This is a genomic window from Enterococcus sp. DIV1682a (assembly GCF_051711005.1).
In the GTDB taxonomy this organism is placed as follows: domain Bacteria; phylum Bacillota; class Bacilli; order Lactobacillales; family Enterococcaceae; genus Enterococcus_B; species Enterococcus_B hirae.
The window spans coordinates 2,350,367-2,376,781 of record NZ_JBIOLT010000001.1 but is presented as its reverse complement, the minus strand read 5'-3'; the positions used below and the strand labels follow the sequence as shown (position 1 = coordinate 2,376,781).

The following is a 26,415-nucleotide window of genomic DNA, read 5'->3' as shown; positions in this document are numbered from 1 at the left end:
GTTGAAAGGGGGAATTGATATGCACCAGTCTTTCATGATGGCTGCGATTGAAGAGGCAAAAAAAGGAAAGGGAAATACCTTTACCAATCCATTAGTTGGAGCAGCGATTGTAAAAGAAGGAAAGCTACTCTCACTAGGTGCCCATTTACAATATGGCGAGTCCCACGCTGAAGTAAATGCTATTCAAAATTGTGATTCCCCCGAAGAACTGTTTAATTCAACTCTATATGTTACCTTAGAACCTTGTAACCACCAAGGGAAACAGCCGCCTTGTACGCAAGCTATTATTCAGTCTGGTATCTCAACGGTAGTCATAGGTCAACTTGACCCAAATCCTTTAGTAGCAGGAAAAGGGAAAGAATTTTTACAAAATCATGGGATCAAAGTAATTGTAGGTGTGGAAGAAGAGAAATGTAGAGCACTGAACCCTTTTTATAACCATTTTTTTGAAAGGGATCGTCCCTATATCACATTAAAACAAGCTATTACACTAGATGGAAAGATTTCTTTAAAGGAAGGTTCGCGGTACTCAATAACAGGTACAGAGGCAATCTCAAGAGTACGGAAAGAGCGAGGAGAACATCAAGGAATCGTAGTGGGAAGCGAAACCGTTCTAGTTGATAACCCTATTTTGTTGCCTGATATCGTAACTAACTTTCCACCAGTGCGCATTGTTTTGGATCGTAGAGGGCGGATTCTTAAAAATCCTAAACTCAATCTTTTTCAAACGACTACAAATCCAGTCTGGATATTTACGGAAAACCCTAAGCTAAAGGAACTGTTTCCCCATGTAACTATTTTTTATACGCCTAAGTTTTCTTTTACCTTCTTTATTGAGACCATGAGAAAAAGAGGTGTTCAGTCGCTGTATATAGAAGGTGGAGCGAAAATTCATGATGCTTTTTTAGCAGAAAATCTCTGGGATGAAGTCATCAGTTATATTGCGCCCAAACTTTTTGGTGGAAAAAGTCCGATGTCCTTTCATAGTGAACGTTTAGTTTCTAAAGAACAACAATTAGTATTTTTGGAAGTTGAACAGCTTGGAAAAGACATTCGAGTTAGGGGGAAACGAAAGCAATGTTCACAGGATTAATCGCCGAGCAAGGAAAAGTCAAAGAAATTAGACGAAACCAACAAATGATCCAACTCACTTTCCAAGCTTCAAACAGTATACTAAGTGATTACAAAATTGGAGATAGCATGGCAGTCAATGGCGTGTGCTTAACTGCTATTGAGGTTTCAAGCACATTTTTTAAAGCTGAAATAATGCCTGAAACTTTTAAACGGACTACTTTCTCCACCGTAAAAGTTGGAGAGAGGGTAAATCTAGAACGAGCAGTTTTGATGACGCAACGCTTTGAAGGACATTTTGTTTCGGGACATATTGATACTGTTACAAGATTGATTAAGAAAATAGAGAATCAAAACGCATTAATTTTGACGTTTGCTTATCCAACCAAATATGCAGGTGAAATCATTCCGCAAGGATCAATTGCAATTAATGGAGTAAGTTTAACGGTTACGGAAACAACAACAGCAAGCTTTTCTGTTAGCCTGATTCCACATTCTAAATCCTTAACAAATCTGGGGAATTTAGGTGTAGGACATCTTGTGAATATAGAAACGGATATCGTTGGGAAATATGTAAAGGCACAGAGAAATAAATTTGAGATGTACAAGGAGAAGGACTTATTATGAGGAATATTACTGAAGCAATAAAGACCTTGAAAAAGGGCGGATTAATCATTGTAGCTGATGATGAAGATAGAGAATCAGAAGGAGATCTGGTTGGATTAGCCGAATATGTGACTCCTGAGGCAGTTAATTTTATGACAAAATTTGGTCGAGGATTAATCTGTGTGCCGATTTCTAATGACATTGCTCAACGCTTATCTTTAGGAGAAATGACAACTCATAATACTGATGCGTTTGGTACAGCTTTTACGATTAGTGTGGATCATAAACATACGAAGACTGGTATTTCAGTATTTGATCGAGCTACTTCCATTAAAGCATTGGCTGATCCTCATTCGAAATCAAGTGATTTTCTTAGACCAGGACATATTTTTCCTTTGATTAGTGTAGATGGCGGAACGCTTATACGTCGAGGACACACCGAAGCTGCAATTGATTTAGCCAAATTAGCTAATAGTGTAGAGGCTGCTTATATTTGTGAGATTCTGAAAGAAGATGGAACGATGGCAAGAATGAAAGATCTGACCCGTTTATCTGAAGAATGGCAATTACCCTTAATTACGATTGATGAGTTGGTAAATTATTTAGAAGAAAATAGTCATATAACCGTAAATTTACCAACAGATTATGGTGATTTCAAATTGACTATTTATGAAGACGGAGAAAAACGGGAGCATCTATTGTTAACAAAGGGAGATATTCAAAATAGTCAGTTTCCTACATTAGTCCGAGTTCATTCGGAATGTCTAACTGGTGATGTCTTCGGGTCTCAGCGTTGCGATTGTGGGGAACAGTTACATGAAGCGATGAGAATGATCGAGGAAGAGGGGACTGGAGCTATTCTTTATCTTCGTCAAGAAGGTCGCGGAATCGGATTGAGGAATAAGTTAAAAGCGTATCAATTGCAGGAAAAAGGATTGGATACTTATGAAGCAAATACTGAATTGGGCTTTGCTCCGGATGAACGGGATTATCACTTTGCAGCAGAAATTTTAAAATCAATTGGTGTAACGTCCATTCGTTTACTTACAAACAATCCCGATAAAGTAATAGAGTTACAACAAGATGGAATTACGATTGTCGATAGGGTACCAATTGAAACTGTTCCAAAAAAGGAAAACCAAGCCTATTTAAAAACAAAAAAAGATAAGTTTCACCATTACTTATCAGTATAAAAATAAAGGAGCAAGAAAATGACAATTTTTGAAGGAAATTATTCTCCAAAGGATCTTCGAATCGGAATTGTAGTCGCGCGTTTTAATGAATTTATCAATCAAAAATTATTACAAGGAGCATTGGATAATTTAAAAAGGCACGGTGTGAAAGAAGAACAAATTGATATTTATTGGGTACCAGGAGCTTTTGAAATTCCTTTTATTACCAAAAAGCTCAGCAAAAAGGACAGTTACGATGGGTTGATTACGTTGGGGACAGTTATCAGAGGTGCAACTACTCATTATGAATTGGTTTCCAATGAGGTAGCCAAAGGAGTCGCACATATTAACCTGGAGTCCAATATTCCAGTGATGTTCGGGGTATTAACCACGGAATCCATTGAACAAGCAATTGAACGAGCAGGGACGAAAGCAGGGAATAAAGGCAGTGAAGCTGCGCAAGGGTTAATTGAGATGATTTCTCTTTCACAACAAATTTAAGAATTCCTATTTTTTAGAGTATGATGAGTTTACTGTGTAAATAGCATTCTTCAGTTTACTAAATGTAACAAACGTAAATATTAATCTTAGTATGTTTTGCTTGAAATAGATACATTAAAGCGACCACCTAAAGTTAGAGCAAAAAATCTAACTTTAGGTGGTCGCTATACAAATTGACACTATTTTTTTGAGGGTATTTTTTTGAATCGCTCTTTTAAACGAGTTGGTAACAAGAAACTTAAAAGAGTAAAAGGTATCGATACAATGTACCAAAAAATCGTTCGGCCAATCCCATAGCGTTGGTAAAGTTTTTGCAACATCAAATGGAGTAGCACTAACCCAGCGAATAAACTGCTATAAAGGAACCAAGGATTATCGAGCTGTGAGAGCGTCCTTAACGACATGATCGTTGCAGGGTAAAAATAAAAGAAACCAGCAACTAAAGTGACTCGCCAATTTTTGGTGAAAGTACTGAGATTCAATAGAAAGAAAAGCGCAGATAAAATGATACCTAGAGGAGGGAAAAGGCTGATAAAAAAAGCATAAATGGCTCCCCATAGAATCATTCCGGGACCTTTGATCAGTGCAACTAGCAGAATCAAGCTAAACAACAAAAGCAACTGTTGAGTGAAAGTAGCAAGAATGAATGTCCCGAACAAAATCAGCGTGAACCAATGCCAAAGTGATTGTTGTGGTGATTTTCTGGAAATGGCAAAATGATCCTTTAGGAAAGATGCCAGTTTTGGGTAAGAACGATTAAATTCCATAATTGGTCCTCCTTTATCTAACCTACATTAATTATAATTGAGGTGAATGGAGGATTCATAGGTCTAAGGTGGTATCTTTCAATAAATTTACTGAAAAAAATGATGGTAAAACAAAATATTCTCCGTTATACTGAAAATTATATTAAAAACTGCGGGGAAAAGGGGAATGTGAATGAAAGGCAAGTTAAAACGAGAGATCAACTTATTTGGCGCATTAGCAACTGTTATGGGAACTGTAATTGGGGCAGGAGTTTTCTTTAAAACAGCGGCTGTTACGGCAAGTACACAATCGACTAGTTTGACCTTATTGGCATGGCTATTAGGAGGATTTTTAACGATCTGTGCTGGTCTAACGGTAGCTGAGTTGGCAACTGCGATCCCAGAAACGGGTGGTGCAGTCAAATATATTGAAGCCGCTTATGGAAAATTACCGAGCTTTTTACTGGGTTGGTCCCAAAGCTTGATTTATTTTCCAGCGAATATTGCGGCGCTTTCGATTATTTTTGCGACACAAATGACGAACTTATTACAAATATCTACGGATTATCTTCTATTAATTGCGATTATTACTGCTATTTCTGTTACTGGTTTGAATTTACTAGGAACAAAAGTGGGTACGACTGTCCAGTCTGCGACACTGATTATCAAATTGATTCCATTAGCTGTCATCGTTATTTGGGGACTGTTGACACCAGGTAGTGGAACGATCCAACTATTCCCATTCGAAGCAGGGAAAGATGTGTCTTTTGCAGAAGGCTTAAGTAGTGCTTTACTAGCAACTTTATTCGCTTATGATGGCTGGCTTGGTGTCGGTGCAATGGCGGGGGAAATGAAACGTCCCGAAAAAGATTTACCTAAAGCAATTATTTTAGGGTTAAGTTTTGTAACAGTGGTTTACTTATTGATCAACTTTGTTTTCTTAAAAACTCTGCCAATTGATCAGATTGCAGGTAACCTTAATGCAGCATCTGATGCATCAGCGGTTATTTTTGGAAATATCGGTGGAAAGATCGTGACGATCGGTATCTTGATTTCTGTTTATGGGGCACTGAATGGGTACACGTTGACCGGAATCCGTATTCCTTATGCGATGGCTTTGGAAGGTGAGTTACCTTTTAGTAAACAGTTAACGAAATTATCAAAAAAATTCACAGTGCCATATGTTCCAGCACTTTTTCAATTAGTGATTGCGTGCATTATGATGAGTTTAGGTTCATTCGACTTTTTAACTGATATGCTAATTTTTGTTATGTGGCTGTTTAGCTTATTGATATTTATCGGTGTATTTGTTTTAAGAAAAAAACAACCAGACTTACCAAGACCATACAAAGTACCTTTTTATCCCGTGATTCCATTGATTGCAATCTTTGGCGCTGTCTTTATTTTAGGGATGACTTTATTTACTCAAACAACTTTGGCAATGATCGGGATCGTTGTCACATTACTAGGTATCCCAGTGTATTATTACAAGAAAAAACAAGACGAGCGTTAATTTAATAGTCATGTAAAAGGGACTGGGACAAAAGTTGTCTCAGTCTCTTCTAGTCTCTCTAAAAACGGATAAACGGTGTTCAAAGAGCTGACCTTCGGCGATAAGTCAAAAAATCTCAAAACATGGGGAGCTGTTTCGAGATTTCCATCCTTAACGCTCAGGTCAAAACACTCTTTTCACGACCTCTTGTTCACGGTGAGACAAAAGTAGCATCTTCGGAAATAAGCCGAAATTTACCAAAAATTTGAGAAGCAATTTTCGGAAATTCCTTCTTATTTCTTGATGCTGAACACTTTTGTCTCAACCTCTTTTATTTACAACTAGAAATTTGCATTTCAATAAATTTGACCTGATTTTCGTCTTTCCTACTTCTGCCATAGCCACTTATATGCTAAAGTAATGAAGAAAAGGAGCGATAAAAAATGATATTTGATTCTCATACCCATTTGAATGCGGAACAATTTAATGATGATATTCCTGAAACTATTGAACGGGCCAAAGAGTTGGGCGTGACAAAAATGGCGGTAGTAGGTTTCGATACCCCAACGATCGAAAAATCATTACAGCTTAGTCACGATTATTCAAACATATATAGTATTATTGGTTGGCATCCTACTGAAGCAGGAAGTTATACTAAAGACGTTGAGAAAAAATTACAAGAGCAATTAACGATGCCGAAAGTGGTAGCGTTAGGTGAAATCGGCTTAGATTATTACTGGATGGAAGATCCGAAAGAAGTGCAAGCTGAAGTTTTTCGTAGACAAATTGCGATTGCGAAAGAAATGAATCTGCCGATCAGTATCCATACCAGAGAAGCGTTAGCAGATACTTATCAAATTTTAAAAGAAGAAGATATTCGTGATATTGGTGGAATCATGCACAGTTTTAGTGGCGATTTTGAATGGGCCAAACGATTTCTTGATTTAGGGATGCACATTTCATTTAGTGGGGTCGTGACTTTCAAAAAAGCGCAAGATGTTCAAGAAGCAGCCACTCATGTTCCACTCGATCGATTGCTAGTAGAAACGGATGCGCCTTACTTAGCTCCAGTACCTTATCGTGGGAAACGAAACGAGCCAGGTTATACCCGTTATACAGTTGAAAAAATTGCCGAATTACGTAATCTTCCGGTAGAAGAAGTGGCGCTCCAAACTTGGAAAAATGCTCATCGTCTATTTAGGATCGCTGAAAATGACTAAATTAAAAATCCAAGAAATTGTAGTCGTTGAGGGAAAAGACGATACTAGAAGACTCCAAGAAGTAGTCGACGTCGACACGATCGAAACGATTGGTTCAGCGATCAATGATGAAATACTCATGCAGATTGAACATGCGCAGGAAACACGTGGTGTGATCATCTTTACCGATCCTGATTTTTCGGGCGAGAAAATCCGCAAGACGATCATGGAAGTCGTTCCTCAGGCAAAACATGCTTTCTTACCTCGTCAGCAAGCACGTCCCAAAAAACAAGGAAGTCTTGGCGTTGAACATGCTAGTGACGAGGCCATCTTAGAAGCATTAAAAAAAGTAATCACCCCATCTTTTGAGGAAGACGAAACGGAAATTACTAGACAAGTGTTGATTTCTCATGGTTTAATAGCGGGAGCACAAGCAAAAGAAAAACGTGAAAAATTAGGGGACGAATTAAGAATTGGTTATACCAATGGGAAACAACTGGAGAAGCGTTTGAAAATGTTTCGGATCACACCAGAGGAATTTGCCCAAGCAATGAAAAAAGTGGAGGAACAACATGAGTGAACAGCGTGATATTGCGACACCTTCTAGAACAAAAGAAATCTTATTGAAACATGGATTTTCATTTAAAAAAAGTTTAGGTCAAAATTTTTTGACTGAGCCAAATATCTTAAGAAAAATCGTGGAAACTGGCGAAATCGATCAACAAACAAATGTCATCGAAGTTGGTCCAGGTATTGGAGCGTTGACGGAACAACTAGCACGTAATGCCAATCAAGTCGTTGCCTTTGAAATCGATGATCGCTTGATTCCTGTGTTAAAAGATACGTTAGCTCCTTATCCTAATGTGACTGTTGTTCATCAAGATATTTTAAAAACTAATTTAGATCAGGCAGCAACAACCTATTTTGAACAAGATTTACCGATCAAAGTTGTTGCAAATTTACCTTATTATATTACGACACCGATCATGATGCATTTCTTAGAATCAGATCTGCAAGTAGAAGAAATGGTTGTGATGATGCAAAAAGAAGTTGCTGATCGTATTTCTGCAAATCCCGGTACAAAAGCATATGGCTCATTATCAATCGCTGTACAGTATTATATGGAAGCATCTGTTGCTTTCATCGTACCTAAGACTGTTTTTGTTCCACAACCGAATGTCGATTCAGCTATCTTGAAACTAACCAGAAGAAAGCAACCAGCTGTAGCGGTTACTGATGAAAAGGCATTTTTCCGATTGATAAAAGCAGCGTTTCAGCAACGAAGAAAAACATTATGGAATAACTTACAATCTTCATATGGCAAAGATGAAGCAACGAAAGCTTGGTTAACGACTAGTTTAGAAAAAGCTAACATCGATCCTAAACGTCGTGGAGAAACCCTCTCATTAGCCGAATTTGCTGCATTAAGTAATGCAATGGAAGAGCTGAGCGAGAAAAATTAAGTTCTAATCTAATTCAATAAAGAAAGCAAAACGCCTAAAAGTCTAGCATACTAGCTTTTAGGCGTTTTGTTTATCTAAGTTCAGGATAGTCATCACTAATTGAAAAAATAAGTAAATGACTCCTGTAGCCCGATTCCTGTAATCTCAGTTTAAGATCATAATCGTTCATGTATTTAAGAATGGCTAACGGTTTAGACCGAAAAATAGTTTCTTATGAAAATAAATTTTTTTAGAATAAAACGATACTATAATCATAAATGAACACGATGAATTTTTAGAACTTATTTTGATTACTAAGGAGAAAGAAGGGTGAGTTAATGAACAAAATGAACCAATCGATTGTTTTGGGGTTAACATTGATTACCGTTGGCGGATCAATTGCCCCTGTTACCAATGTATTTGCTTCAGAAAAAGCTACGAACTTTACCGCCACAAACGAATTTGATAAATACTACAACGATTTATCAAATGAAAAGAAAGTAGAATTTGAACGATTAGTATCCGGTGCTCACTTATCCCAAGTGGAGCAATTACAAATATTAAAAGAAAAATACGAGTCCGATAGACAACCAACTCCTCGCTGGAAAATTGCCGTCATTAAAAAGATAGCCAAATGGTTAGTAGCTAAAACAGGTGAAAAAACGGTAAGTGATGTTACTAATTACTTATTCGAATGGCAAGATAATTTAGAACAAGGTGCAGAAAATTGGTTAGTGAATCACGGGTGGAATAGAACCGCAGCTCATTGGACTGTTAAGACTGCTAGCTTCATTTTCTTATAGGATGAGTGTAAGAAAATGAAAGGAACAAAGAGACTGATTTTTTGGGGACTGACACTATTTTTTTGTGTATCTAATTTCATTAGATTATTCATTCATGATGATTTTGGAAAAACAGTAAGAGTTTATTTCAGGGATGTTCCTGCCTATCTAAAAGTAATTTTTTTTATCGTGTTCATACTGTTGTTTTGGTGGAGCTATCCTTATAAAAAAGAAAAAAATTTTTTTGATTGAAGTAAAACAACCAAAAATAAACCTGTCATAAACTTCAGTGAGGGTGGACGGGTTTATTTTTGTATTAAAATCAGCAACCATTAAAATGGACTATACTTCAAGAGGGTGAGCCCAGTGTATCTCGTTGTTTTAGTGTGTATACCTTAGGGTAGGAAATTAGAATGATACTGGGGCTAAATAGGGTTCCAGGAAATATTGTTGTTGACATGTACATAGGGCGTACTTCTTTTTTGTATTTATCTTTCATCTATATAGACAAAAATTGAAGGAGATGATGTAGCTAGCAGAGACTGTAGTTTAAAACATATTTCTTGTATAAGCTTCATTCAAAATTTACTTTATCTGGTGTCGGATAATTGAATACATGAAAAAGGCTCATTCAACATTTTTCTGATTGATGTGTCTTGACACATCTTGTTGTTAAAGTTAAAATAAGATATCATAAAGGTGTCAAGACACATTAGGAGAGAAAAAAATGAAAAAAAAATCAGTACGATCCCTGACTATTTCTGCCTTGTTGATAGCTATGGGGGTTATTATTCCAATGGTTATGCCAAAAATCATGATTCCACCTGCTTCTTTTACTTTGGCTTCTCATGTACCCATATTTATTGCGATGTTTTTTTCACCAGGAATTGCGATTACCGTTGCTTTGGGTACAACATTTGGCTTCTTTTTGACCACACCAGTAATTATTGCGCTGCGTGCATTATCTCATTTGATTTTTGCAGTGATTGGTTCTTGGTATTTGCAAAAGAAACCAGAAATCGTTTTAAAAAATGGCCAATTTACTTTAGCCAACTGGCGCTTCCAAAGTTTCAATTTTGTGATAGGTATCATTCATTCGATTGCGGAAATGTTAGTGGTTAGTGTCTTTTTCTTTGTAGGGAACATGCCAGAAACTTATTATTCTGAAGGCTATTTTTATACAGTCTTTATCTTAATGGGGATTGGTGGGTTGATCCATAGTTTAGTCGATTACAATATTGCTTATTTTGTAGCCGGAACATTGAGCAAATACTTTGATATTCCAGTTTTCACTAAAGCTAAGCAAGTAAGTCAGAAGACACCTTCAACGAAATCAATCAAGAAAATGGCTTGAAAAAAGTACCATTATCAATCAGTTTTTCCTCTTTAACTAGAGATAACTCCTTTAAAATGAATAAGCCGAAAGTGCTGTGTATGAACACAGCACTTTCGGCTTATTTTTTATAGTTCTAGCTTTTGGCATAGTTTCTGCCAAAATTTACATCAAAAGCTGATTTTTTAATTTTTATGGCAATCCGATCACTTCTTCAGTTGATTTGTCAAAGAAATGTCCTTTGCTGATATTGAATGCTAAGTCGACCATTTCCCCTGGTTTATGGAAGTCACGTGCATCGACTTTTGAAATAAATTCAGTTGTACCTGTTCGGGTATAAAGCATGGTTTCTGCACCTAACAATTCTGATACAACAACTTCTGAATGAACAACTGCTTCGGGTTGTGCTTCTAACACCACTTGTTCACTGTGGATATCTTCAGGGCGAATACCAAAAACAACTTCTTTCCCTTCATATCCTTTTTCAACTAAGACTTTGTTTTTTCCTTCAGGGATTTTTAATTTTAAGCCATGACCGTCACTGATTACTCCATTGTTTAAAGTAACGTTGAAGAAGTTCATTGCGGGTGAACCGATAAATCCTGCGACGAACATATTGACTGGTGTGTCATACACTTCTTTTGGCGTACCGATCTGTTGGATAAAGCCATCTTTCATGATAACGATACGATCTGCCATCGTCATTGCTTCTGTTTGGTCGTGAGTTACATAGATGGTTGTTGTTTCTAAACGTTGATGGAGTTTGGCGATCTCAGCACGCATCGCTACCCGTAATTTTGCATCTAAGTTTGATAATGGTTCATCCATCAAGAAAACTTTTGCGTCACGAACGATGGCACGTCCTAAAGCAACCCGTTGACGTTGGCCACCTGAGAGAGCAGCAGGTTTACGTTTCAAATATTCAGTAAGCCCTAAAATCTCAGCAGCATTTTCTACCCGTTTTTTGATGTCTGCTTTGTCATACTTTCTCAACTTCAACCCAAAAGCCATATTGTCAAATACAGTCATGTGTGGGTATAACGCATAGTTCTGGAATACCATAGCGATATCACGATCTTTTGGTGCTACATCGTTCATTACTTTACCGCCGATGCTTAATTCTCCTTCCGAGATATCTTCTAGCCCAGCAATCATTCTTAATGTAGTTGATTTTCCACAACCAGAAGGTCCAACAAAGACAATAAATTCACGATCATCGATTGCTAAGTTAAAATCCGTTACGGAATAATTTTCTGCGTTGTCATATTGTTTGTATACATGTTTCAGTGCCATTTCTACCATGATTCATTCCACGCTTTCTGTTTAGTTTTAATGTTGAATTAAGTATAAATGAAAGCGTTATCTACGCTCAATGGCAACTTGAACAAGAATTGATTGTCTTTTTGGGCAATATGCTACACCTTGAGGTAAAATAGAGAGTAGGAACAAGATGTTGAGAGAGGAAAGGATGATCAATATGAAAATTGCTTTAATTGCTCATGACCGCAAAAAGCCCTTGATGATCAAGTTGACAACCGCCTATAAGGCAATCCTGGAAAAACATGAATTATTCGCAACTGGGACAACAGGTGGTAAAATCACCGAAGCAACTGGCTTAAAAGTCCATCGCTTTAAATCCGGTCCTTTAGGTGGTGACCAACAAATTGGTGCAATGATCTCAGAAGATCAATTAGACCTCGTGATTTTTCTGCGAGATCCGTTGGCTGCGCAGCCTCATGAACCGGATGTGACTGCACTGATCCGCTTATCGGATGTTTACGAAATTCCTTTAGCAACTAATATTGGAACAGCAGAAGTACTGTTGCGAGGACTAGAAGCTGGCTTTCTGGATTTCCGTACTGTAGTTCATGAGTTAGAAAATCGACCGTTGTCTCTGGAATAAAATTCGTTATTTGCTATTGATCGTCCATTTATGTTCGTTGAATGTGTGATTTTTCACGAACATGAATTACTTTTTATTCGGGAATGTATGTTTTTTTATTTACAGTCGTGTGTGATCTATGCTATAGTTTTGCTGGGAATGACTTCCCAAAAATAAACAGAGTAGAAAATAAAGCGTTAAGTGCTGAGAGGATGGGATGTTGCCTCTTTGACGAAGGACAAGTTGTTCGCGGTTTTATTTTCGCATTCGCTGCATGTAGGATGTAGCAGCTCTTAAAGGAGATGCTAAGAAATGAAGAAGAATCGATTAGACGCACGTATGATCGCTATCATGGGATTGTTGATTGCTTTGATGGTCACTTTATCCCGTTTGGTATCGATCGAAACCCCTTTTGTGAAGATCAGTGTCACATTTATTCCACAAATGATCATGGGGATTTTATTTGGCCCGTTTTGGTCTGGAATTGGGGGTGTATTAGCTGACTTAGTAGGAATGGCGTTATTTTCAAAAACAGCTTTCTTCATTGGTTTTACTTTGAATGCCTTTATTGAAGGAGCAATTTATGGTTTCTTTTTTTATCGAAAAGAGATTACTTGGAAAAATTCGCTATTAGCTACACTTTCGGTCACGCTGATCATTAATTTGCTATTGACTCCTTTGTGGCTAGCGATGATGTATCATGTTCCATTATTTAGTTGGATCGTCTGGGCACCAAGGTTATTAAAAACAGTCGTTTGGATTCCTATTCAAACCATTGCGATGTATTACGTCGGACGTAGTATTCCATACAAAAAGATTTTAAGAAGTATGACTCTTCACGCAAAATAGTCAACTCAGAAACAAAAGAAGCAACCTTCCCATCCCAGAAGGTTGCTTCTTTTGCTTATTTATTGTAAGAAAGGAGACGTTTATTTCTATAAAATAGTGAACAACGATTGAAAGAGATGATATATGGCCATACCACCTAGAATACTACTGATGATGGTCAAAAGGATTGTGACACTTTTAGAGGGCTTTGTTAATGAAAGATAGTAATAGGCAAGCCCAATTTGAAGATTGAAGTAGAAAATAGCACTTCCAGATCTAAAATTAGGGAAAAGTGTCATAATAATATTTATACACAGTGATATCTTTAACAATTCTTTGTACCAATTCTTTTTAGCCATTTAGGATAAACTCCTCGATTGCTTTTTCATTTTTTAGGCCAATTATTCGATCAATAACTTTCCCATCCACAATTTTTATTATGGCCGGGATAGAATTAATTCCTAAGCTGTCAGCCATTATTTCCAACTTATCCTCATTCTCTTTACGAGCGTTATCTGTATTATAATATCCCATAGATTGGTGCTGGTTGTTTAGTACTTTTCGCAAAATAGGCTCAAATTCTTTACATTGGGGGCATGTAGGTCTCCCTACATAAACAAATAAAGTATCCTTTCCATTCATTATTTTTTCTAAAGAAATACTATCCACTTCATATAAACCTTCTTTAGATGTTGCCATTTGAGTATAGACATATAAAATAGTAGGTAAACTAAAAATAATTAAAATGAAACACATCAATTTTTTTGGATTAATATTTATCATAAACACAACCAGTTTATAATTTAAAACATGCGACTACTCCACCGATGGCACCACCAGCAAGAGCGACAAAACCTGTTATACAAGCAGCACATACTAATGGAACTGCAAGACAAGCAGCAGCACATGTAGGGGCAATGATGTTAGCAACTGCACGGCTTATTCCTAAAACAATTGCTAGACAGGCTGCTTTTTCAGCCATTCCACGGGTTTGCTTCAAATGAAGAAACTCACTTTGAACTTCTTGTAACTGTTTTTTCAATTCATTATTTGGTATAAATTTATCTTCAAGAATTTGGTGAGTCATTTCTTCGCCATTGGAAAATGTTCTAATCTCGAAAGTATCTTTTTCTGATTGAGTGATCAAAGATTCTTGGACTCCCTTAATGTTGTACATCATATCAAAGATTACCGTAACACTGCTGAATAGATTATAGTGTTTATTTGTGATTGGTACAGTCAATGAATAATAATCTTTATTTTCTCCATTTTCACTTATAATTTGTAACGCTGTAGCATTGTCCAATGTTAAATATTTTTCTGAAACATGTAATTGAATAGTAGAGTCAAGTTTAGATGAAAATACGTCCATTAGTTTGTTTTTTTCTTTCGAGCTAATTTCTTTTGCTGTTTCAGACAAAATGACCATATTTTTAACGATTGATGTAGCTTCTTTCGAATTTATACCAGGAACCGTCACTGGATTACTTTCAAAATAGGTACTAATCGTTTGTGTCACTGGCACATAGTCAGTCTCTTGAATCATCTCTGCATTGACAATCATAGAAAAGTTAGGAATGATAAAGGAAGCTAGAGTTATAACAGCAATAAGACTTATAATGAATTTGTTTTTTAACATATTTTTTTAATTCCTTTAGATGATCCAGTTTAAGTAAAAAATAGTTACTCTTAGTCATGTGAATTCTTACATAACATTTCTTTTTTGTTCTTTGCAGTAAAAATAAGCACTTTATAACAATTTTCACAAATCACCTGATATTTTCTCCTTTACTATTATTTAAAGCGCTTTTATTACTTGTATCCATAGTATAGAATGAAAACGAGTAAATTATTTTATATGGTATCAATAGTCACATTGAATTTAAAAAAGGAAGTGAACGACGAATGGAAATTCATGAATTACTACGTAAATTTCGAAAGGAAAGGGGGTTATCTCAAAAAGAGTTAGCACATAAAATAACTTCTAGAGAATCTTTAGTAAAATACGAAAGTGGTAAAAATCAGATTCCATTGATTCCTTTATTAGCTTTTTTAAAAAAGATGAACATTGAGTTAGACGAATGTTTATTTTATTTAAATAAAATAAACGGAAATCATCCAAGACAAAAGTTAAATCAGCTACTTAGTCAATTGGAAGATGTCAAGTTACCAATTGACGACCGATTAAGAAATTTAGAATTAGATATCAAAAAAACAAAAAGCATTGTTGATAAGCGGAATTATCTAATAGCTAAAGGCTATCAATGGCATTTACTACCGAATGATGAAAGAAAGTTTACCCTACATGATAAGGTTTATATCAAAGCGATCATGAACCATCTAGAAAAAGTAGCAGAATATGGTCGTTTTGAAATAGTCACATTTACTTCACTGGCTTTTCTTTTTACAACAGAATTTATTCAAATGCAAGCTTCGAAAGTAGAAAGAATGGGTGATAACGAAAATTTTCTCTCTTCACTTTGCACGTTGTATCATGTTCTCTTTCTTTTAATGCTAGAAAGAAAAGAAAGCGGCTATTCAAAAGAATATTTAGAAAAATTAAAGATGGTTCGAGGTAGACTAGTGACACCACAAAAAACAGAGGTACACGAAAGGTTTGACGATTTGCTACTGAATAGCTTGGTCGAGCGTACAGCTAATCCTAAGCAATTAACAGATTTTTTTATGGGGATTAGGTTAATTGGTGCAACTCAACTTGAAGAGGAGTTTCTTTTAGCTTTAAAAAAATATGAGAGACTTTATGGTCTTTCTCTTTTACCTTCAATTATAGAATAAAAACCGTTGGTAGTAAGGAAGTTTTGGACAGCTAAGCTATTTAAAGATGAGCTAGGGATGAAATGTTTTGCTTTTGTTTTTTTATGAAGAAGTATAGTTTTGATAACCATTTACATATAAAGTGAGTCATGTCGCAAAGACGTTGTTCATGTTTTAGGAGTGAATGAATAGGTTCTTTTAATGCTTTTCTCTAATAAAATAATAACTGTCCCACAAAAGTTAGTGAAAAACTAGCTTTTGAGGGACAGTTACACTGATTTATTACAACTACTTTTTGATTGAGTTAACTATTTTTAGTAAACTGCGCTTGATATAGTTGATGGTAGTACCCGTCTTTTTGTAGTAATTCATCGTGGGTACCCATCTCAACGATGGCGCCTTGCTCCATGACTAAGATTTGATCGGCATTTTTGATTGTCGATAAACGGTGGGCAATCACAAAGCTCGTTTTGCCTTCCATCATTGTTAAAAAGGCATCTTGAATTTTCTTTTCCGTCAAAGTATCGACTGAACTAGTTGCTTCATCTAGGATCAACATAGGAGGGTTGCTGATCATTGTACGGGCGATCGTTAACAATTGTCTTTGTCCGTCAGAGATTTTCAGTCCTTGTCCGCCGATTTTTGTTGCTAACTTTTCAGGCAAGCGTTCCACAAATTCATACATATACGAAGCTTTGAGTGCTTGATTGATTTCTTCATCACTAGCATCTGGATTGCCATACTGTAGATTTTCTTTTAACGTACTGTCAAAGAGCCAAGTATCTTGTAAAACCATTCCAAAGCTTTTTCGCAAGCTATCTCTTTGGATATCTCGAATATCATACCCGTCGATCGTAATAGTTCCACCTGTCGCATCATAAAAACGCATCAACAGGTTAACTAACGTGGATTTACCAGCACCAGTCTTACCTACAATCGCAATCGTTTGCCCTGGTTTAGCAATAAAACTGAAATTTTCGATCAATCGTTGACTTGGTTCATAAGAAAAGGATACATGATTGAACGCTACTTCACCTTTGATTGTTGCTGGATTCAACGCATAAGCATTAGGTTCATCTGGCGTTTCTTCGGGTTGATCGATGAGTTCAAAGGCACGTTCTAATCCAGAAAAAGCGGTTTGGATCTGTGTCGTGATTCCAGAAAGTTCAATAAACGGTTTAGAAAACTGACTAGAATAGATCGTGAAACTAGAGATCACACCGACTGTAATGGCTGAGCCACTTCTTAATGCTAGTAAACCACCAACTAATCCAATCGAAAGATAAGCCAAGTGATCCACAAAACGAGAAGACGGATTCGTCAAAGAAGAAGAAAATTGGGCACGTTGTCCTTTTTGATAAAGATCAGTGTTCAATGCTTGGAATTGTCGCTGATTCATTTCTTCTTGTTGAAAGGCTTTGACAATTTTTTGATTCCCGATCCGTTCGGTGACAAAACCAGAGATATTCCCGATAATCTTTTGTTGATTGTCAAAGTCGTTTTGTGATGCACGGGCAACGATCCAACTCACAAGAAAAATGATCGGTGTGGAGCAAATCACGACGAGTGTCAATAAAGGACTAAGGCGTAACATAAATATAAAAGACAAGACGATGATAGCCACGCCGGCAAACATTTGGTTAAAAGCCGCAGAGATCGCAATGGAAATATTATCCATATCGTTGGTAAAACGACTAACGATATTCCCGTGTGAATTTTGATCATAGTAACGAAGCGGTAATTTATTCAAACGTGCAAAGGCATCTTTTCTTAATTTTGCTACGGAAAGATAAGCCAAGCGATTACTTAAGACTTGGATCAGCCATTGACTGATCACGTTGATCAATACGATCCCGCCAAATAATAATAAGAGGTGGAACAATTGAGCAAATCGGACTTGACCTGCGCCGATCATTTGGTCAATACTTTGACCAATCTGTAAAGTCATTACCACAGTAGCGATCCCGTTGATGATCCCTAAAAGGATCGCAAACCAGATATCTTTTGAATAGGCTGTAAGGTAAGGAACGAATCGTTTGAGGGTTTTCCAGGATAATTTTTTTGTTTTCATCTTATTCTTCCTCCTGTGATGCGACGATTTCGCGATACTCAACGGAATCCTTCAATAAATCTTCATGTTTCCCTTGCGCAACGATCTTTCCTTGATCCATCACGAGGATCTTATGTGCTTCTTGAATCGAGCGGATTCGTTGAGAAATAATAATGACTGTCGTATCTAGTGAGGTTTGTAATGCTTTTCTTAAGTTAAGATCGGTTTGATAATCTAACGCGCTTAAAGAATCATCTAAAATCAATAATTCAGGTTTGGCAATTAACGCACGTGCAATCGTTAGCCGTTGTTTTTGACCGCCAGAAAAGTTTTTTCCGTTTTCCATTACCTTTGTTTCTAATCCTTTAGGAAGTTGTCGAACAAAATCTTCTGCTTGAGCAATTCTAAGAGCTTCCCAACATTCTTCATCTGTGGCATCTTCTTTTCCCCATTGAAGGTTTTCACGGATAGTTCCAGTGAATAAAACAGCGGTTTGAGGAACTTGTGAGATTTGGCTTCTTAAAGGATCAAGTTTCCATGAGCGAACATCCACGTCATCAAAAGCAACGGAACCTGCGTTGACGTCATAGAAACGTGGAATCAATTGAGTTAAAGTTGTTTTTCCGCTACCGGTTGGTCCAATGATCCCCAAAACCGTGTTTCGTTTCAAAGCAAAAGTAATGTCTTGTAAAGATAATCCTGATTTTTCAGTATAACGAAAGTCGACATGTTCAAATTGAACGATGTTTTCGGATTGGAAATTCGGTGTCAAGGCATCTTCTGCATCTGTCAGTGTGGTGTCAGTTTCTAGGACTTCTTTGACCCGATTACCTGAAGCTTCGGCCCGGGTAAAGATAACGACCAGGTTAGATACGACGATCAATGCCAGTAACATTTGATTCATGTAATTAATCAACGCAAGGACTTGACCTTGTTGCAAATGTCCGATATTGACTTTGATCCCACCAACAGTCAACAAACAAATAATACCGATATTCATGATCAATGTGGTAGCCGGTGATAAGAGAGCTGAGATGTTTGAAACACGTAAATAGTTTTTAGCTAATTCATCGGTGTCCTCATCAAAAGTATCAATTTCTGTTTTTGTGCGGGAGAATGCCCGAATTACACGAACACCGCTTAGATTTTGACTAACCGTTTCATTTAAACGATCCAGTTTTTCTTGGACTTTTTGGTACAGTGGAATTGTTTTTTTGATGATAAAGTATAAAATGATTGAAAAAATCGGTAGGATAGCTAAGAAAAACAAGCCGATTTCCCAGTCAATCACAAAGGCCATGACGACTGAACCGATACTTAGAAATGGCGCACGGATCAATAAACGGATTACCATGGCTAATGCTAATTGGAGTTGGTTGATGTCGTTCGTCATTCGAGTGATCAATGTATCTGTACCAAAATGATTTAATTCACTATGTGAAAAGGAATTGATTTTCTTGATTAGTTGATTTCTAAGCTCAGTACCAAATCCTTGTGAAGCTATTGAAGCATAATATTGACAAATGATCGCACAAATCAATCCAACAACTGACATCACGACCATCCAGATCCCCATTTGGATGATCACACCACGATCATTCATCTTTAGACCGTTATCAATCAATGAGGCCATCAATAATGGCAAAATCAATTCAAAGACAGCTTCTAAGAATTTAAAAACGGGACCCAGAATGATTTGTTTACGGTAATCTCTTGCATAACGCAATAACTGAATCATATGATTCCTCCTAAAATATATTTACCATTAGCTAAGAAAAAGCCAAATAAATTTTCTCGAATTTCTTTCTTAGCTACTTAAACGGTAGGCACGGATTTAAGAGAAAGGGGAGTCAGTTGCAAGAAATTTCTGTCTATTTTACATTGATGACCCTTTGTCTTAAACGAGTACTTTCCTATGTATAAGTAGGTACTCTCACATTGTATCTTATGAAATTTAGAATGAAAAGTGAATAAGCCTTTTCATAAATGAAACTTTGAAGTGAATTAGCAAAAAAAGTCATTGACGAATCTCGTTTGTTTCTCCTTCTTTTTAGATAAAAATAGCTATTGACAAAATGAATGCGTTTCCTATGATGGAGAAGAGGTGAGAGAATGTTAAAAGAAGAAATCCAAGATTATTTAGAAAATCAAACGGCATTTATCGATTTAGCACAATTAAGTGATGTTTTTACAGCGAAATATTTAGCAGCATACTTTAAAGTGAAACGTAATACGGTCAGTCATTATCTTAATCAATTAAATGAAGCTGGCATTTTGGTTAAGATCAATTCTCGTCCGGTCTATTACTTTCATAAAATGGCTTTTGAACAGCAATTTTTTGCTTTAAGTAAAACGTATTATGCCTCAACTGAAGAAATAAGGGCTGAACAGCCTATTTTTTCAAGAAGTAAAGATCTGTTTTCTTTAGTGATCGGTCACGAAGCAAGCCTGAAAGAAAGCATTGAACAAATCAAAACAGCTCTTTTTTATCCAGATGGTGGGCTACCTGTGTTATTAACTGGAGAAAGTGGTACAGGGAAAAGCTTCTTAGTCAATATCGTTTATCAATACTGTTTAGAACATGATCTCTTACCAGAAAATGCGCCTTTCGTGACGTTGAATTGTGCCCAATATGCCGACAATCCAGAATTGTTGACGAGTAATTTATTTGGACATGTCAGTGGAGCATACACCGGTGCGACACAAGATAAGGTTGGCGCTTTTGAGGCAGCCGATGGGGGATTATTATTTTTAGATGAAGTTCATCGACTTAGCCCTGAAGGACAAGAAAAATTGTTTACGTATCTGGATCAAGGGATTATTTATCGAATGGGAGAAACGAATCAGGGGAAAAAAGTCGATGTTCGGCTCTTCTTTGCTACGACTGAAGAAGTCACCAAACATTTTCTGCCCACTTTTATGCGTCGGATTCCTTTTAAGATTGATCTGCCTTCTTTACGTGCTCGTGGAAAAGAAGAACGATTGGAGCTGATTTATTCTTTTTTCTTAAATGAACAAAGAAAAATCGAGCGACCAATGAAAGTGAGTGGTCAAGTGCTGTCATTATTGACGAACCAAAGTTTTTCGGGAAACATCGGCGAATTGAAAAATAGCGTAAAAGTAGCTGTAGCCAAAGCATTCGCTGAACAAAAAGAGGAAGAGAGCCTATCGATCAAACTCCAACATTTACAAAGATATCTTTTGAAGGTTCCCCATCAAGACAGCCCAGCCCAATCAGCTGTGTGGATCACTGAGAAAAAAGAATTAGCTCATTTGGTTGAAAAAAGACAACCAGAACAGGAGCGAATGATCCGCTGCTTTGAACAACTATTATTGACCTTTAAGAAAAATGGCGCAACAGTAAGTAACTGTGAGGAAAAATTAAAAGAAGAAGTCGTTTATTTATTTGATTTTTTACTCTTTGAAACGAGTCGCCAAGAAAAACATGAACTACTAGTCTACTGGTTGCACTCCATTCGAGAAACGCTAAAACAAATGGAAAGTGCCTATCAGATCAAGTTTGATGGTAACAGCGTCTATGCGCTAAGTTATTATCTCTATCAAAGAAGCACAGTAAAGTGGTTACCAGAAGATGGAGAAATCGAACAATTGATCAAGGAACTAGACCGCCAGTTAGAACTAATGTATCCAGCAAACTATCACTATGCCCATCGGATCTTGGAATTGACACAAGCCAAGTTAGATTTAGAAGTTACTTTATTAGATCATATTTTATTAACGATCTATTTGAGACGGACGAAATGGACAAAAGAACAAAGTGTGCCTAAAGCAATCATTGCTGCTCATGGTTATGCTACCGCTAGTAGTATGGCAAACGTTGCTAATCGACTGTTGGGAAATGATCTGTTTGAATCCTTTGATATGCCCTTAGATGTGACACCCCAGCAAATTGCGGATGAAATGATTGATTACAGTAATCGTCATGATATCTCTAATGGACTGATCATTTTAGTTGATATGGGCTCGTTAAAAGAAATCCATCAACTATTCAAAGATCAGGTCTTTGCCCCAATCGTTATTTTGAATAATGTGACAACACCATTAGTTATCAGTATTGGAGAAAAAATGCAAAAAATGACTGATCTGGAAGAAATCGTCAAGGAAGCGGTGGCCTCCTTGGAAGCAGAGTGGACGATCATTTACCCTCAAAAAAATAAACAAAAAGCATTACTGATCACTTGCATGACGGGGATCGGAACGGCTGTCCATATGAGTGAACTACTTGAAAAAAGTTTACCAGCAAACAGCGCACTTAAAATCATCCCTTATGAATACCAAGTATTAACCCAAAGAAAATTAACGGAATCGGTTTTTTCGATGTACGATGTGATTGGCATCATTGGGACAACGAATCCTCAAATCGACACGATGCCATATCTTTCGTTAGAGTCATTGATTTCAGGAGAGAAAATGGATGAACTTGTTCAATGGTTGGCTCCTATTTTTTCATTGAAAGAACAAGCTAACTTTGATCAGCAATTTGTCCGAAATTTTTCATTAGAAAAAGTACTGGAGTCGGTGACGATCCTTGATACAGAAAAAGTGATGACAGAAATCGAGCTGTTTATGCGCGAATTGGAGATGCGTTTTGATAAGAACATCACGACGCCACAAAAGATCGCCCTTTTTGTCCATGTCAGTTGTTTGATCGAGCGATTGATCAGGCAGATCCCGATTGAAAGTTACCATGGTCAAGAACAGTTGTTACAGTGTCAAAAAGAAACCTTGGATCGAATCAAAGAAGCATTTAGTGTCATCGAAGAACATTATAGTGTCACGATCCCACCATCAGAAGTCGCTTATATTTATGATATTCTCGAAAATGTAGAGGATAAAATAGGCTCAGAAGAAGAATTTTAATCGTAAGCAAGATACCGCCACTATGTTGGCACGTATCTTGCTTTATTTGTAGTGAGAGTAAGAAAGAGGTGGAAACATGGAAAGAACAATTATTCTAGCCTCCCATGGACGTTTTGCTTCAGGGATTTTAGATTCTTTGGAACTTATTTTTGGTAAAACGCATTCGATCCTAGCGTTAGATTGCTATGGAACTGAAACGTTTGATTTAGCAAAATCAGTGCAGCAATTGATTAACGATCATCAAGGGCAAGAGTTGATCATCATCACTGACTTATTTGGTGGCAGTGTAAACAATGAATTTTTGCAGTACATTAACCGACCGAATATCTACTTGATTGCTGGTTTGAATCTGCCATTGTTGATCGAGATTGCCACAAAAATTGAGACAGCTGATTCAATCGTTGAATTGATCCATCAGGTATTGAATGATTCAAAAGAAATGATCCAATTTTGTAATGAAAGTATCGAAAAAAAAATGGAAGAAGAAGAATTTTAGGAGGGATTGGAAATGATTATTTTAACAAGAGTCGATCATCGTTTATTACATGGTCAAGTCGCTTTTTCTTGGACACAGTCAATTGGCGCAGATTGTATTTTGATCGCAAATGATGATGTGCCAAACAATGAAATACGCAAAACAACCATTAAGCTGGCAAAGCCACAAGGAGTGAAACTAGTGATCAAATCGATTGAAGATTCGATCGCTGCATTACAAAGTGGCGTAACGGATAAATATAAACTATTTATCGTAGTAGAGTCTGTGAAAGATGCGTATCAATTAGCAAAAGCTTGTCCACAGATCAAGCAAATCAATTTAGGTGGGATTAAAGCAAAGGAAGGAACGCGGAGTCTAGGTAAAGCGGTCAACGTATTACCTGAAGAAGAAAAATTGTTGGAACAAATGATCGCTGATGGGATAGAAGTAGAAATTCGTCAAGTACCAGCAGATAAAAAAATAGCAGCAAAGGAAGTCTTATGAGAAAGGAAGAATAAAAGATGATCCTACAAGCAATTCTTTTAGGTCTGGTTGCCTTTATTGCGCAATCAGAGTATGCGTTAGGAACTTCCCTGCTTTCTCGTCCGATCGTAACGGGATTATTTACAGGGGTTGTTTTGGGAGATGTAAAAACAGGTATTATTATGGGAGCAACTTTGGAATTAGCTTTTATTGGTTCATTTTCAGTTGGAGCATCGATTCCACCAGACGTTGTGACCGGTGGAATCTTAGGAACTGCATTTGCCATTACTGCAGGAGCAGGAACAGAAACAGCATTACTATTAGGGTTACCAATTGCGACACTTACCCTTATTTTAAAAAATGTTTATTTAGGACTATTGATTCCGATCATGAACCACAGAGCAGATCGTTATGCGGAGGATGGGAATTATAAAGGGGTCGAACACATGCACTTATTAGCTGGTTTCGGCTTGTCATTGATGCTTGGTCTGGTAGTCATGATTTCTTATTTAGTCGGAAGTCAAACGATCGGGAATCTCTTAGCGAAAATACCAGATTTTGTGCAAAACGGCTTGACCGTTGCAACTGGGTTGATTCCAGCGCTTGGATTTGCCATGCTGGCACGTTTATTGATCAATAAAAAAGTAGCACCTTATTTCTTTTTAGGCTTTGCTGTAGCAGCTTACTTAGAGATTCCAGTAACAGGTATTGCCATCTTTGGGGCGATCTTAGCCGTCATTGTCGTCAATATCATGAACGTACGTCAAGTATCCGTTCAAACTTCAGCAAGGGAGGTAGAAGAGGATGAAGACTTCTAATCAAGAAGAACGCAAAGTGACCAAAAAAGAATTGAATCAGGTCTTTTGGCGCTCATTTCAAATGGAATTTTCATGGAACTATGAAAGACAGATGAATATGGCCTATGTCTTTGCCATTATTCCCATCTTGAAAAAGCTCTATCATACCAAAGAAGAAATGTCAGCGGCGCTTAAACGCCATTTAGAGTTTTTTAACACGACACCACATATCGTGACCCTGATCTTAGGGATCAATGCAGCAATGGAAGAAGAAAATAAAAATGACCCAGAGTTTGATGTAACAGCTATCGATAGTATCAAGACCTCACTAATGGGTCCTTTAGCAGGGTTAGGCGATTCATTCTTTTGGGGAACGTTGCGTTTGATTGCGACGGGTGTTGGGACTTCGCTAGCACTACAAGGAAATATTTTAGGACCAATTTTATTCCTTTTGATTTTCAATATCCCTCATGTTTTGTTTCGTTACTTGGCAACAAGTTGGGGCTATCGACTAGGTACTGGATTTTTAAAGAAAATCCAAGCAAACGGAATGATGGAAAGTTTAACGTTAGGTGCTTCAATCATTGGATTGATGGTAGTTGGCGGAATGACTGCGACGATGATCGATATCAATATTCCTTTGAAAATCGGAACAGGTGAAAATGCTGTCACGATCCAAAGTATTTTTGATGATATCGTTCCTCATATTTTAAGTTTAGGTGCCTTTGGAGCAGTCTTTTATTTATTGAAAAAAGAAGTCAAACCATTGATGATTTTGATTGGATTAGCTATTTTTGGGATTGCTGGTTCATGGATTGGTATCTTTTAGAAAAGGAGAGAACAAGATGGTCACAATGCTTGATTATATTCATGAAGAAAAAACAGTTTTATCAGCGATTCTTGAAAAGAATGATTCGTCACTTCATGTGTCTTATCAAAACATGCAACACGTTCTGATTCTGGCGACAGGTTCTTCGTATAATGCTTGTCTTGCTGCAAAGCCGGCACTAGAAAGCTATGGAGACATCACTGTGGATATCCAAGAACCTTATCATTTTAATCATTATGGGAAATTGTCAGAAGAAGTTGACACAGTCATCGCTGTTTCTCAAAGTGGGAAAAGTGCTTCGACAGTCGATGCCATTCGAAAGATTCGATCATCAAAACGACGGACGATCGCTTTAACTGGAGATGATCAAAGTCCGATCACCAAAGAAGTGGATCAAGTGATTGACTTGAATATGGGCGTGGAAAAAGTGGGGTTTGTTACCAAGGGCTATTCAGCAACCGTTCTTCAGTTGATTCTCTTAGGTCTAGCGATTGGAACCAGTAAAGATCGAATAACAGCAGCGCAAAAAGAAGAAAAACTAGTTCAACTAAGAGAAATCGTGATGAAAATTCCTCAGATCATTGCGCAAACAGAACAATTTTTTGAAAAAAATGAAGCACTCTTTCGTGTAGCAAAACGATTTATTGCGATCGGGTATGGACCGAATTGGGGAACAGCGAAAGAGTTTGAAACCAAGTTTACAGAAACTGTTCGGGAACCTTCCCAAGGCTTTGAATTAGAGGCATACATGCACGGTCCGTATTTAGAAGCCAATCCTGGTCACATCCTATTCTTCCTGGAAACCGATAGTGATAGTCAAAAACGTTCCCAGCGATTAGCACAATACATGAAACAATATGTTGGACAGGTCATTGTTGTAACGACTGAAGGAGAAACGACTGAGAATCAGCTTAGTCTGGGAATCACTAGCGAAGAAGAACTTTCTGTTTTAGCTTTAGTTGTACCGATCCAAGTTTTGGCTTATAAAATTGCGACTGCTAAAGGGATCGATTTAGGTCAAAGAATTTTTGATGATTTTGATGAAGTATTAAAAAGTAAAATTTAAGAGGT

General features: G+C 37.1%; 25 protein-coding genes and 1 riboswitch. Of the genes, 19 read left to right on the top strand and 6 right to left on the bottom strand.

Annotated elements, in window-relative coordinates:
• Nucleotides 1-19: 19 nt before the first annotated feature.
• Genes ribD through ribH form a run of 4 tightly spaced genes read left to right on the top strand, consistent with a single transcriptional unit; the run spans nt 20 to nt 3,350 of the window.
• On the top strand, nt 20-1,093 hold the full coding sequence (ribD, locus tag IGJ23_RS10880; protein WP_240273608.1) for a bifunctional diaminohydroxyphosphoribosylaminopyrimidine deaminase/5-amino-6-(5-phosphoribosylamino)uracil reductase RibD: 1,074 nt from the start codon (nt 20-22) through the stop codon (nt 1,091-1,093).
• A complete protein-coding gene (ribE, locus tag IGJ23_RS10875; RefSeq protein ID WP_053766321.1) occupies nt 1,078-1,698 on the top strand; it encodes a riboflavin synthase in 621 nt (206 codons plus the stop codon). The genes ribD and ribE overlap by 16 nt, the downstream gene beginning before the upstream one ends.
• A complete protein-coding gene (gene ribA / locus IGJ23_RS10870; protein WP_096708763.1) occupies nt 1,695-2,870 on the top strand; it encodes a GTP cyclohydrolase II in 1,176 nt (391 codons plus the stop codon). Before ribE ends, ribA begins: the two co-directional genes overlap by 4 nt.
• Before the next feature lie 18 nt (nt 2,871-2,888).
• Nucleotides 2,889-3,350: a 6,7-dimethyl-8-ribityllumazine synthase gene (ribH, locus tag IGJ23_RS10865; RefSeq protein ID WP_010720773.1), complete on the top strand. Its 462-nt coding sequence runs from the start codon at nt 2,889-2,891 to the stop codon at nt 3,348-3,350.
• Nucleotides 3,351-3,529: 179 nt separating this feature from the next.
• Here the strand turns inward: ribH and IGJ23_RS10860 are convergent, their stop codons facing one another.
• The gene (locus IGJ23_RS10860; protein ID WP_438774950.1) at nt 3,530-4,117 is read right to left on the bottom strand and encodes a hypothetical protein; all 588 of its coding nucleotides are present in this window, start codon (nt 4,115-4,117) and stop codon (nt 3,530-3,532) included.
• A gap of 172 nt (nt 4,118-4,289) precedes the next feature.
• On the opposite strand from IGJ23_RS10860, the gene IGJ23_RS10855 reads away from it, so the two are divergent.
• From IGJ23_RS10855 to IGJ23_RS10830, 6 genes are all read left to right on the top strand, one after another.
• The gene (locus IGJ23_RS10855) at nt 4,290-5,609 is read left to right on the top strand and encodes an APC family permease (RefSeq protein ID WP_438774949.1); all 1,320 of its coding nucleotides are present in this window, start codon (nt 4,290-4,292) and stop codon (nt 5,607-5,609) included.
• Between the two features lie 422 nt (nt 5,610-6,031).
• On the top strand, nt 6,032-6,808 hold the full coding sequence (locus tag IGJ23_RS10850; RefSeq protein ID WP_010720770.1) for a TatD family hydrolase: 777 nt from the start codon (nt 6,032-6,034) through the stop codon (nt 6,806-6,808).
• On the top strand, nt 6,801-7,367 hold the full coding sequence (rnmV, locus tag IGJ23_RS10845) for a ribonuclease M5 (protein ID WP_010720769.1): 567 nt from the start codon (nt 6,801-6,803) through the stop codon (nt 7,365-7,367). Before IGJ23_RS10850 ends, rnmV begins: the two co-directional genes overlap by 8 nt.
• Entirely contained in the window at nt 7,360-8,250 is an 891-nt protein-coding gene (gene rsmA, locus IGJ23_RS10840; RefSeq protein ID WP_438774948.1) for a 16S rRNA (adenine(1518)-N(6)/adenine(1519)-N(6))-dimethyltransferase RsmA, read from the top strand. The genes rnmV and rsmA overlap by 8 nt, the downstream gene beginning before the upstream one ends.
• Nucleotides 8,251-8,567: 317 nt before the next feature.
• On the top strand, nt 8,568-9,032 hold the full coding sequence (locus IGJ23_RS10835) for a hypothetical protein (RefSeq protein WP_081128516.1): 465 nt from the start codon (nt 8,568-8,570) through the stop codon (nt 9,030-9,032).
• 706 nt (nt 9,033-9,738) lie between these two features.
• On the top strand, nt 9,739-10,365 hold the full coding sequence (locus IGJ23_RS10830; RefSeq protein WP_010720766.1) for a hypothetical protein: 627 nt from the start codon (nt 9,739-9,741) through the stop codon (nt 10,363-10,365).
• A gap of 171 nt (nt 10,366-10,536) precedes the next feature.
• Here IGJ23_RS10830 and IGJ23_RS10825 read toward each other — a convergent pair whose 3' ends face one another.
• The gene (locus IGJ23_RS10825) at nt 10,537-11,646 is read right to left on the bottom strand and encodes an ABC transporter ATP-binding protein (protein ID WP_010720765.1); all 1,110 of its coding nucleotides are present in this window, start codon (nt 11,644-11,646) and stop codon (nt 10,537-10,539) included.
• Nucleotides 11,647-11,821: 175 nt separating this feature from the next.
• On the opposite strand from IGJ23_RS10825, the gene mgsA reads away from it, so the two are divergent.
• The gene (gene mgsA / locus IGJ23_RS10820; protein WP_014834468.1) at nt 11,822-12,247 is read left to right on the top strand and encodes a methylglyoxal synthase; all 426 of its coding nucleotides are present in this window, start codon (nt 11,822-11,824) and stop codon (nt 12,245-12,247) included.
• A 155-nt stretch (nt 12,248-12,402) separates the two neighbouring features.
• A riboswitch (THF riboswitch) is annotated at nt 12,403-12,501 on the top strand.
• Between the two features lie 37 nt (nt 12,502-12,538).
• Nucleotides 12,539-13,075, top strand: coding sequence for a folate family ECF transporter S component (locus IGJ23_RS10815; RefSeq protein WP_010720763.1), 537 nt, complete (start codon nt 12,539-12,541; stop codon nt 13,073-13,075).
• 330 nt (nt 13,076-13,405) lie between these two features.
• Here IGJ23_RS10815 and IGJ23_RS10810 read toward each other — a convergent pair whose 3' ends face one another.
• Entirely contained in the window at nt 13,406-13,837 is a 432-nt protein-coding gene (locus tag IGJ23_RS10810; protein WP_094940096.1) for a thioredoxin family protein, read from the bottom strand.
• A gap of 13 nt (nt 13,838-13,850) precedes the next feature.
• A complete protein-coding gene (locus IGJ23_RS10805; RefSeq protein WP_438774947.1) occupies nt 13,851-14,693 on the bottom strand; it encodes a hypothetical protein in 843 nt (280 codons plus the stop codon).
• A gap of 266 nt (nt 14,694-14,959) precedes the next feature.
• Here IGJ23_RS10805 and IGJ23_RS10800 point away from each other — a divergent pair, with 266 nt between their 5' ends.
• Nucleotides 14,960-15,850 carry a helix-turn-helix domain-containing protein gene (locus tag IGJ23_RS10800; RefSeq protein WP_081128522.1) on the top strand — a complete coding sequence of 297 codons (891 nt, stop codon included), beginning with the start codon at nt 14,960-14,962 and terminating at the stop codon, nt 15,848-15,850.
• Between the two features lie 283 nt (nt 15,851-16,133).
• Here IGJ23_RS10800 and IGJ23_RS10795 read toward each other — a convergent pair whose 3' ends face one another.
• Both IGJ23_RS10795 and IGJ23_RS10790 read right to left on the bottom strand, forming a co-directional pair.
• Complete coding sequence (locus IGJ23_RS10795; RefSeq protein ID WP_207414459.1) at nt 16,134-17,900, bottom strand: ABC transporter ATP-binding protein; 1,767 nt, start codon at nt 17,898-17,900, stop codon at nt 16,134-16,136.
• A 1-nt stretch (nt 17,901) separates the two neighbouring features.
• The gene (locus tag IGJ23_RS10790) at nt 17,902-19,617 is read right to left on the bottom strand and encodes an ABC transporter ATP-binding protein (RefSeq protein WP_096709999.1); all 1,716 of its coding nucleotides are present in this window, start codon (nt 19,615-19,617) and stop codon (nt 17,902-17,904) included.
• A 374-nt stretch (nt 19,618-19,991) separates the two neighbouring features.
• Between IGJ23_RS10790 and IGJ23_RS10785 the strand changes: the two genes are divergently transcribed.
• From IGJ23_RS10785 to IGJ23_RS10760, 6 genes are all read left to right on the top strand, one after another.
• Entirely contained in the window at nt 19,992-22,760 is a 2,769-nt protein-coding gene (locus tag IGJ23_RS10785) for a sigma 54-interacting transcriptional regulator (RefSeq protein WP_088745473.1), read from the top strand.
• A 76-nt stretch (nt 22,761-22,836) separates the two neighbouring features.
• Nucleotides 22,837-23,256, top strand: a complete 420-nt coding sequence (locus IGJ23_RS10780) for a PTS sugar transporter subunit IIA (protein WP_010720759.1) — start codon at nt 22,837-22,839, stop codon at nt 23,254-23,256.
• A gap of 12 nt (nt 23,257-23,268) precedes the next feature.
• Nucleotides 23,269-23,739: a PTS sugar transporter subunit IIB gene (locus IGJ23_RS10775; RefSeq protein WP_010720758.1), complete on the top strand. Its 471-nt coding sequence runs from the start codon at nt 23,269-23,271 to the stop codon at nt 23,737-23,739.
• A 17-nt stretch (nt 23,740-23,756) separates the two neighbouring features.
• Nucleotides 23,757-24,536, top strand: coding sequence for a PTS mannose/fructose/sorbose/N-acetylgalactosamine transporter subunit IIC (locus tag IGJ23_RS10770; RefSeq protein WP_438774946.1), 780 nt, complete (start codon nt 23,757-23,759; stop codon nt 24,534-24,536).
• A complete protein-coding gene (locus IGJ23_RS10765) occupies nt 24,523-25,344 on the top strand; it encodes a PTS system mannose/fructose/sorbose family transporter subunit IID (protein WP_438774945.1) in 822 nt (273 codons plus the stop codon). Before IGJ23_RS10770 ends, IGJ23_RS10765 begins: the two co-directional genes overlap by 14 nt.
• Before the next feature lie 16 nt (nt 25,345-25,360).
• Nucleotides 25,361-26,410 carry an SIS domain-containing protein gene (locus IGJ23_RS10760; RefSeq protein WP_438774944.1) on the top strand — a complete coding sequence of 350 codons (1,050 nt, stop codon included), beginning with the start codon at nt 25,361-25,363 and terminating at the stop codon, nt 26,408-26,410.
• Nucleotides 26,411-26,415 lie beyond the last annotated feature (5 nt).

What these genes read in the sequence shown, in the direction of transcription:
- ribD (WP_240273608.1), top strand. Translation starts at nt 20, where the DNA reads ATGCACCAGTCTTTCATGATGGCTGCGATTGAAGAGGCAAAAAAAGGA.
- ribE (WP_053766321.1), top strand. Translation starts at nt 1,078, where the DNA reads ATGTTCACAGGATTAATCGCCGAGCAAGGAAAAGTCAAAGAAATTAGA.
- ribA (WP_096708763.1), top strand. Translation starts at nt 1,695, where the DNA reads ATGAGGAATATTACTGAAGCAATAAAGACCTTGAAAAAGGGCGGATTA.
- ribH (WP_010720773.1), top strand. Translation starts at nt 2,889, where the DNA reads ATGACAATTTTTGAAGGAAATTATTCTCCAAAGGATCTTCGAATCGGA.
- IGJ23_RS10860 (WP_438774950.1), bottom strand. Translation starts at nt 4,117, where the DNA reads ATGGAATTTAATCGTTCTTACCCAAAACTGGCATCTTTCCTAAAGGAT.
- IGJ23_RS10855 (WP_438774949.1), top strand. Translation starts at nt 4,290, where the DNA reads ATGAAAGGCAAGTTAAAACGAGAGATCAACTTATTTGGCGCATTAGCA.
- IGJ23_RS10850 (WP_010720770.1), top strand. Translation starts at nt 6,032, where the DNA reads ATGATATTTGATTCTCATACCCATTTGAATGCGGAACAATTTAATGAT.
- rnmV (WP_010720769.1), top strand. Translation starts at nt 6,801, where the DNA reads ATGACTAAATTAAAAATCCAAGAAATTGTAGTCGTTGAGGGAAAAGAC.
- rsmA (WP_438774948.1), top strand. Translation starts at nt 7,360, where the DNA reads ATGAGTGAACAGCGTGATATTGCGACACCTTCTAGAACAAAAGAAATC.
- IGJ23_RS10835 (WP_081128516.1), top strand. Translation starts at nt 8,568, where the DNA reads ATGAACAAAATGAACCAATCGATTGTTTTGGGGTTAACATTGATTACC.
- IGJ23_RS10830 (WP_010720766.1), top strand. Translation starts at nt 9,739, where the DNA reads ATGAAAAAAAAATCAGTACGATCCCTGACTATTTCTGCCTTGTTGATA.
- IGJ23_RS10825 (WP_010720765.1), bottom strand. Translation starts at nt 11,646, where the DNA reads ATGGTAGAAATGGCACTGAAACATGTATACAAACAATATGACAACGCA.
- mgsA (WP_014834468.1), top strand. Translation starts at nt 11,822, where the DNA reads ATGAAAATTGCTTTAATTGCTCATGACCGCAAAAAGCCCTTGATGATC.
- IGJ23_RS10815 (WP_010720763.1), top strand. Translation starts at nt 12,539, where the DNA reads ATGAAGAAGAATCGATTAGACGCACGTATGATCGCTATCATGGGATTG.
- IGJ23_RS10810 (WP_094940096.1), bottom strand. Translation starts at nt 13,837, where the DNA reads ATGATAAATATTAATCCAAAAAAATTGATGTGTTTCATTTTAATTATT.
- IGJ23_RS10805 (WP_438774947.1), bottom strand. Translation starts at nt 14,693, where the DNA reads ATGTTAAAAAACAAATTCATTATAAGTCTTATTGCTGTTATAACTCTA.
- IGJ23_RS10800 (WP_081128522.1), top strand. Translation starts at nt 14,960, where the DNA reads ATGGAAATTCATGAATTACTACGTAAATTTCGAAAGGAAAGGGGGTTA.
- IGJ23_RS10795 (WP_207414459.1), bottom strand. Translation starts at nt 17,900, where the DNA reads ATGAAAACAAAAAAATTATCCTGGAAAACCCTCAAACGATTCGTTCCT.
- IGJ23_RS10790 (WP_096709999.1), bottom strand. Translation starts at nt 19,617, where the DNA reads ATGATTCAGTTATTGCGTTATGCAAGAGATTACCGTAAACAAATCATT.
- IGJ23_RS10785 (WP_088745473.1), top strand. Translation starts at nt 19,992, where the DNA reads ATGTTAAAAGAAGAAATCCAAGATTATTTAGAAAATCAAACGGCATTT.
- IGJ23_RS10780 (WP_010720759.1), top strand. Translation starts at nt 22,837, where the DNA reads ATGGAAAGAACAATTATTCTAGCCTCCCATGGACGTTTTGCTTCAGGG.
- IGJ23_RS10775 (WP_010720758.1), top strand. Translation starts at nt 23,269, where the DNA reads ATGATTATTTTAACAAGAGTCGATCATCGTTTATTACATGGTCAAGTC.
- IGJ23_RS10770 (WP_438774946.1), top strand. Translation starts at nt 23,757, where the DNA reads ATGATCCTACAAGCAATTCTTTTAGGTCTGGTTGCCTTTATTGCGCAA.
- IGJ23_RS10765 (WP_438774945.1), top strand. Translation starts at nt 24,523, where the DNA reads ATGAAGACTTCTAATCAAGAAGAACGCAAAGTGACCAAAAAAGAATTG.
- IGJ23_RS10760 (WP_438774944.1), top strand. Translation starts at nt 25,361, where the DNA reads ATGGTCACAATGCTTGATTATATTCATGAAGAAAAAACAGTTTTATCA.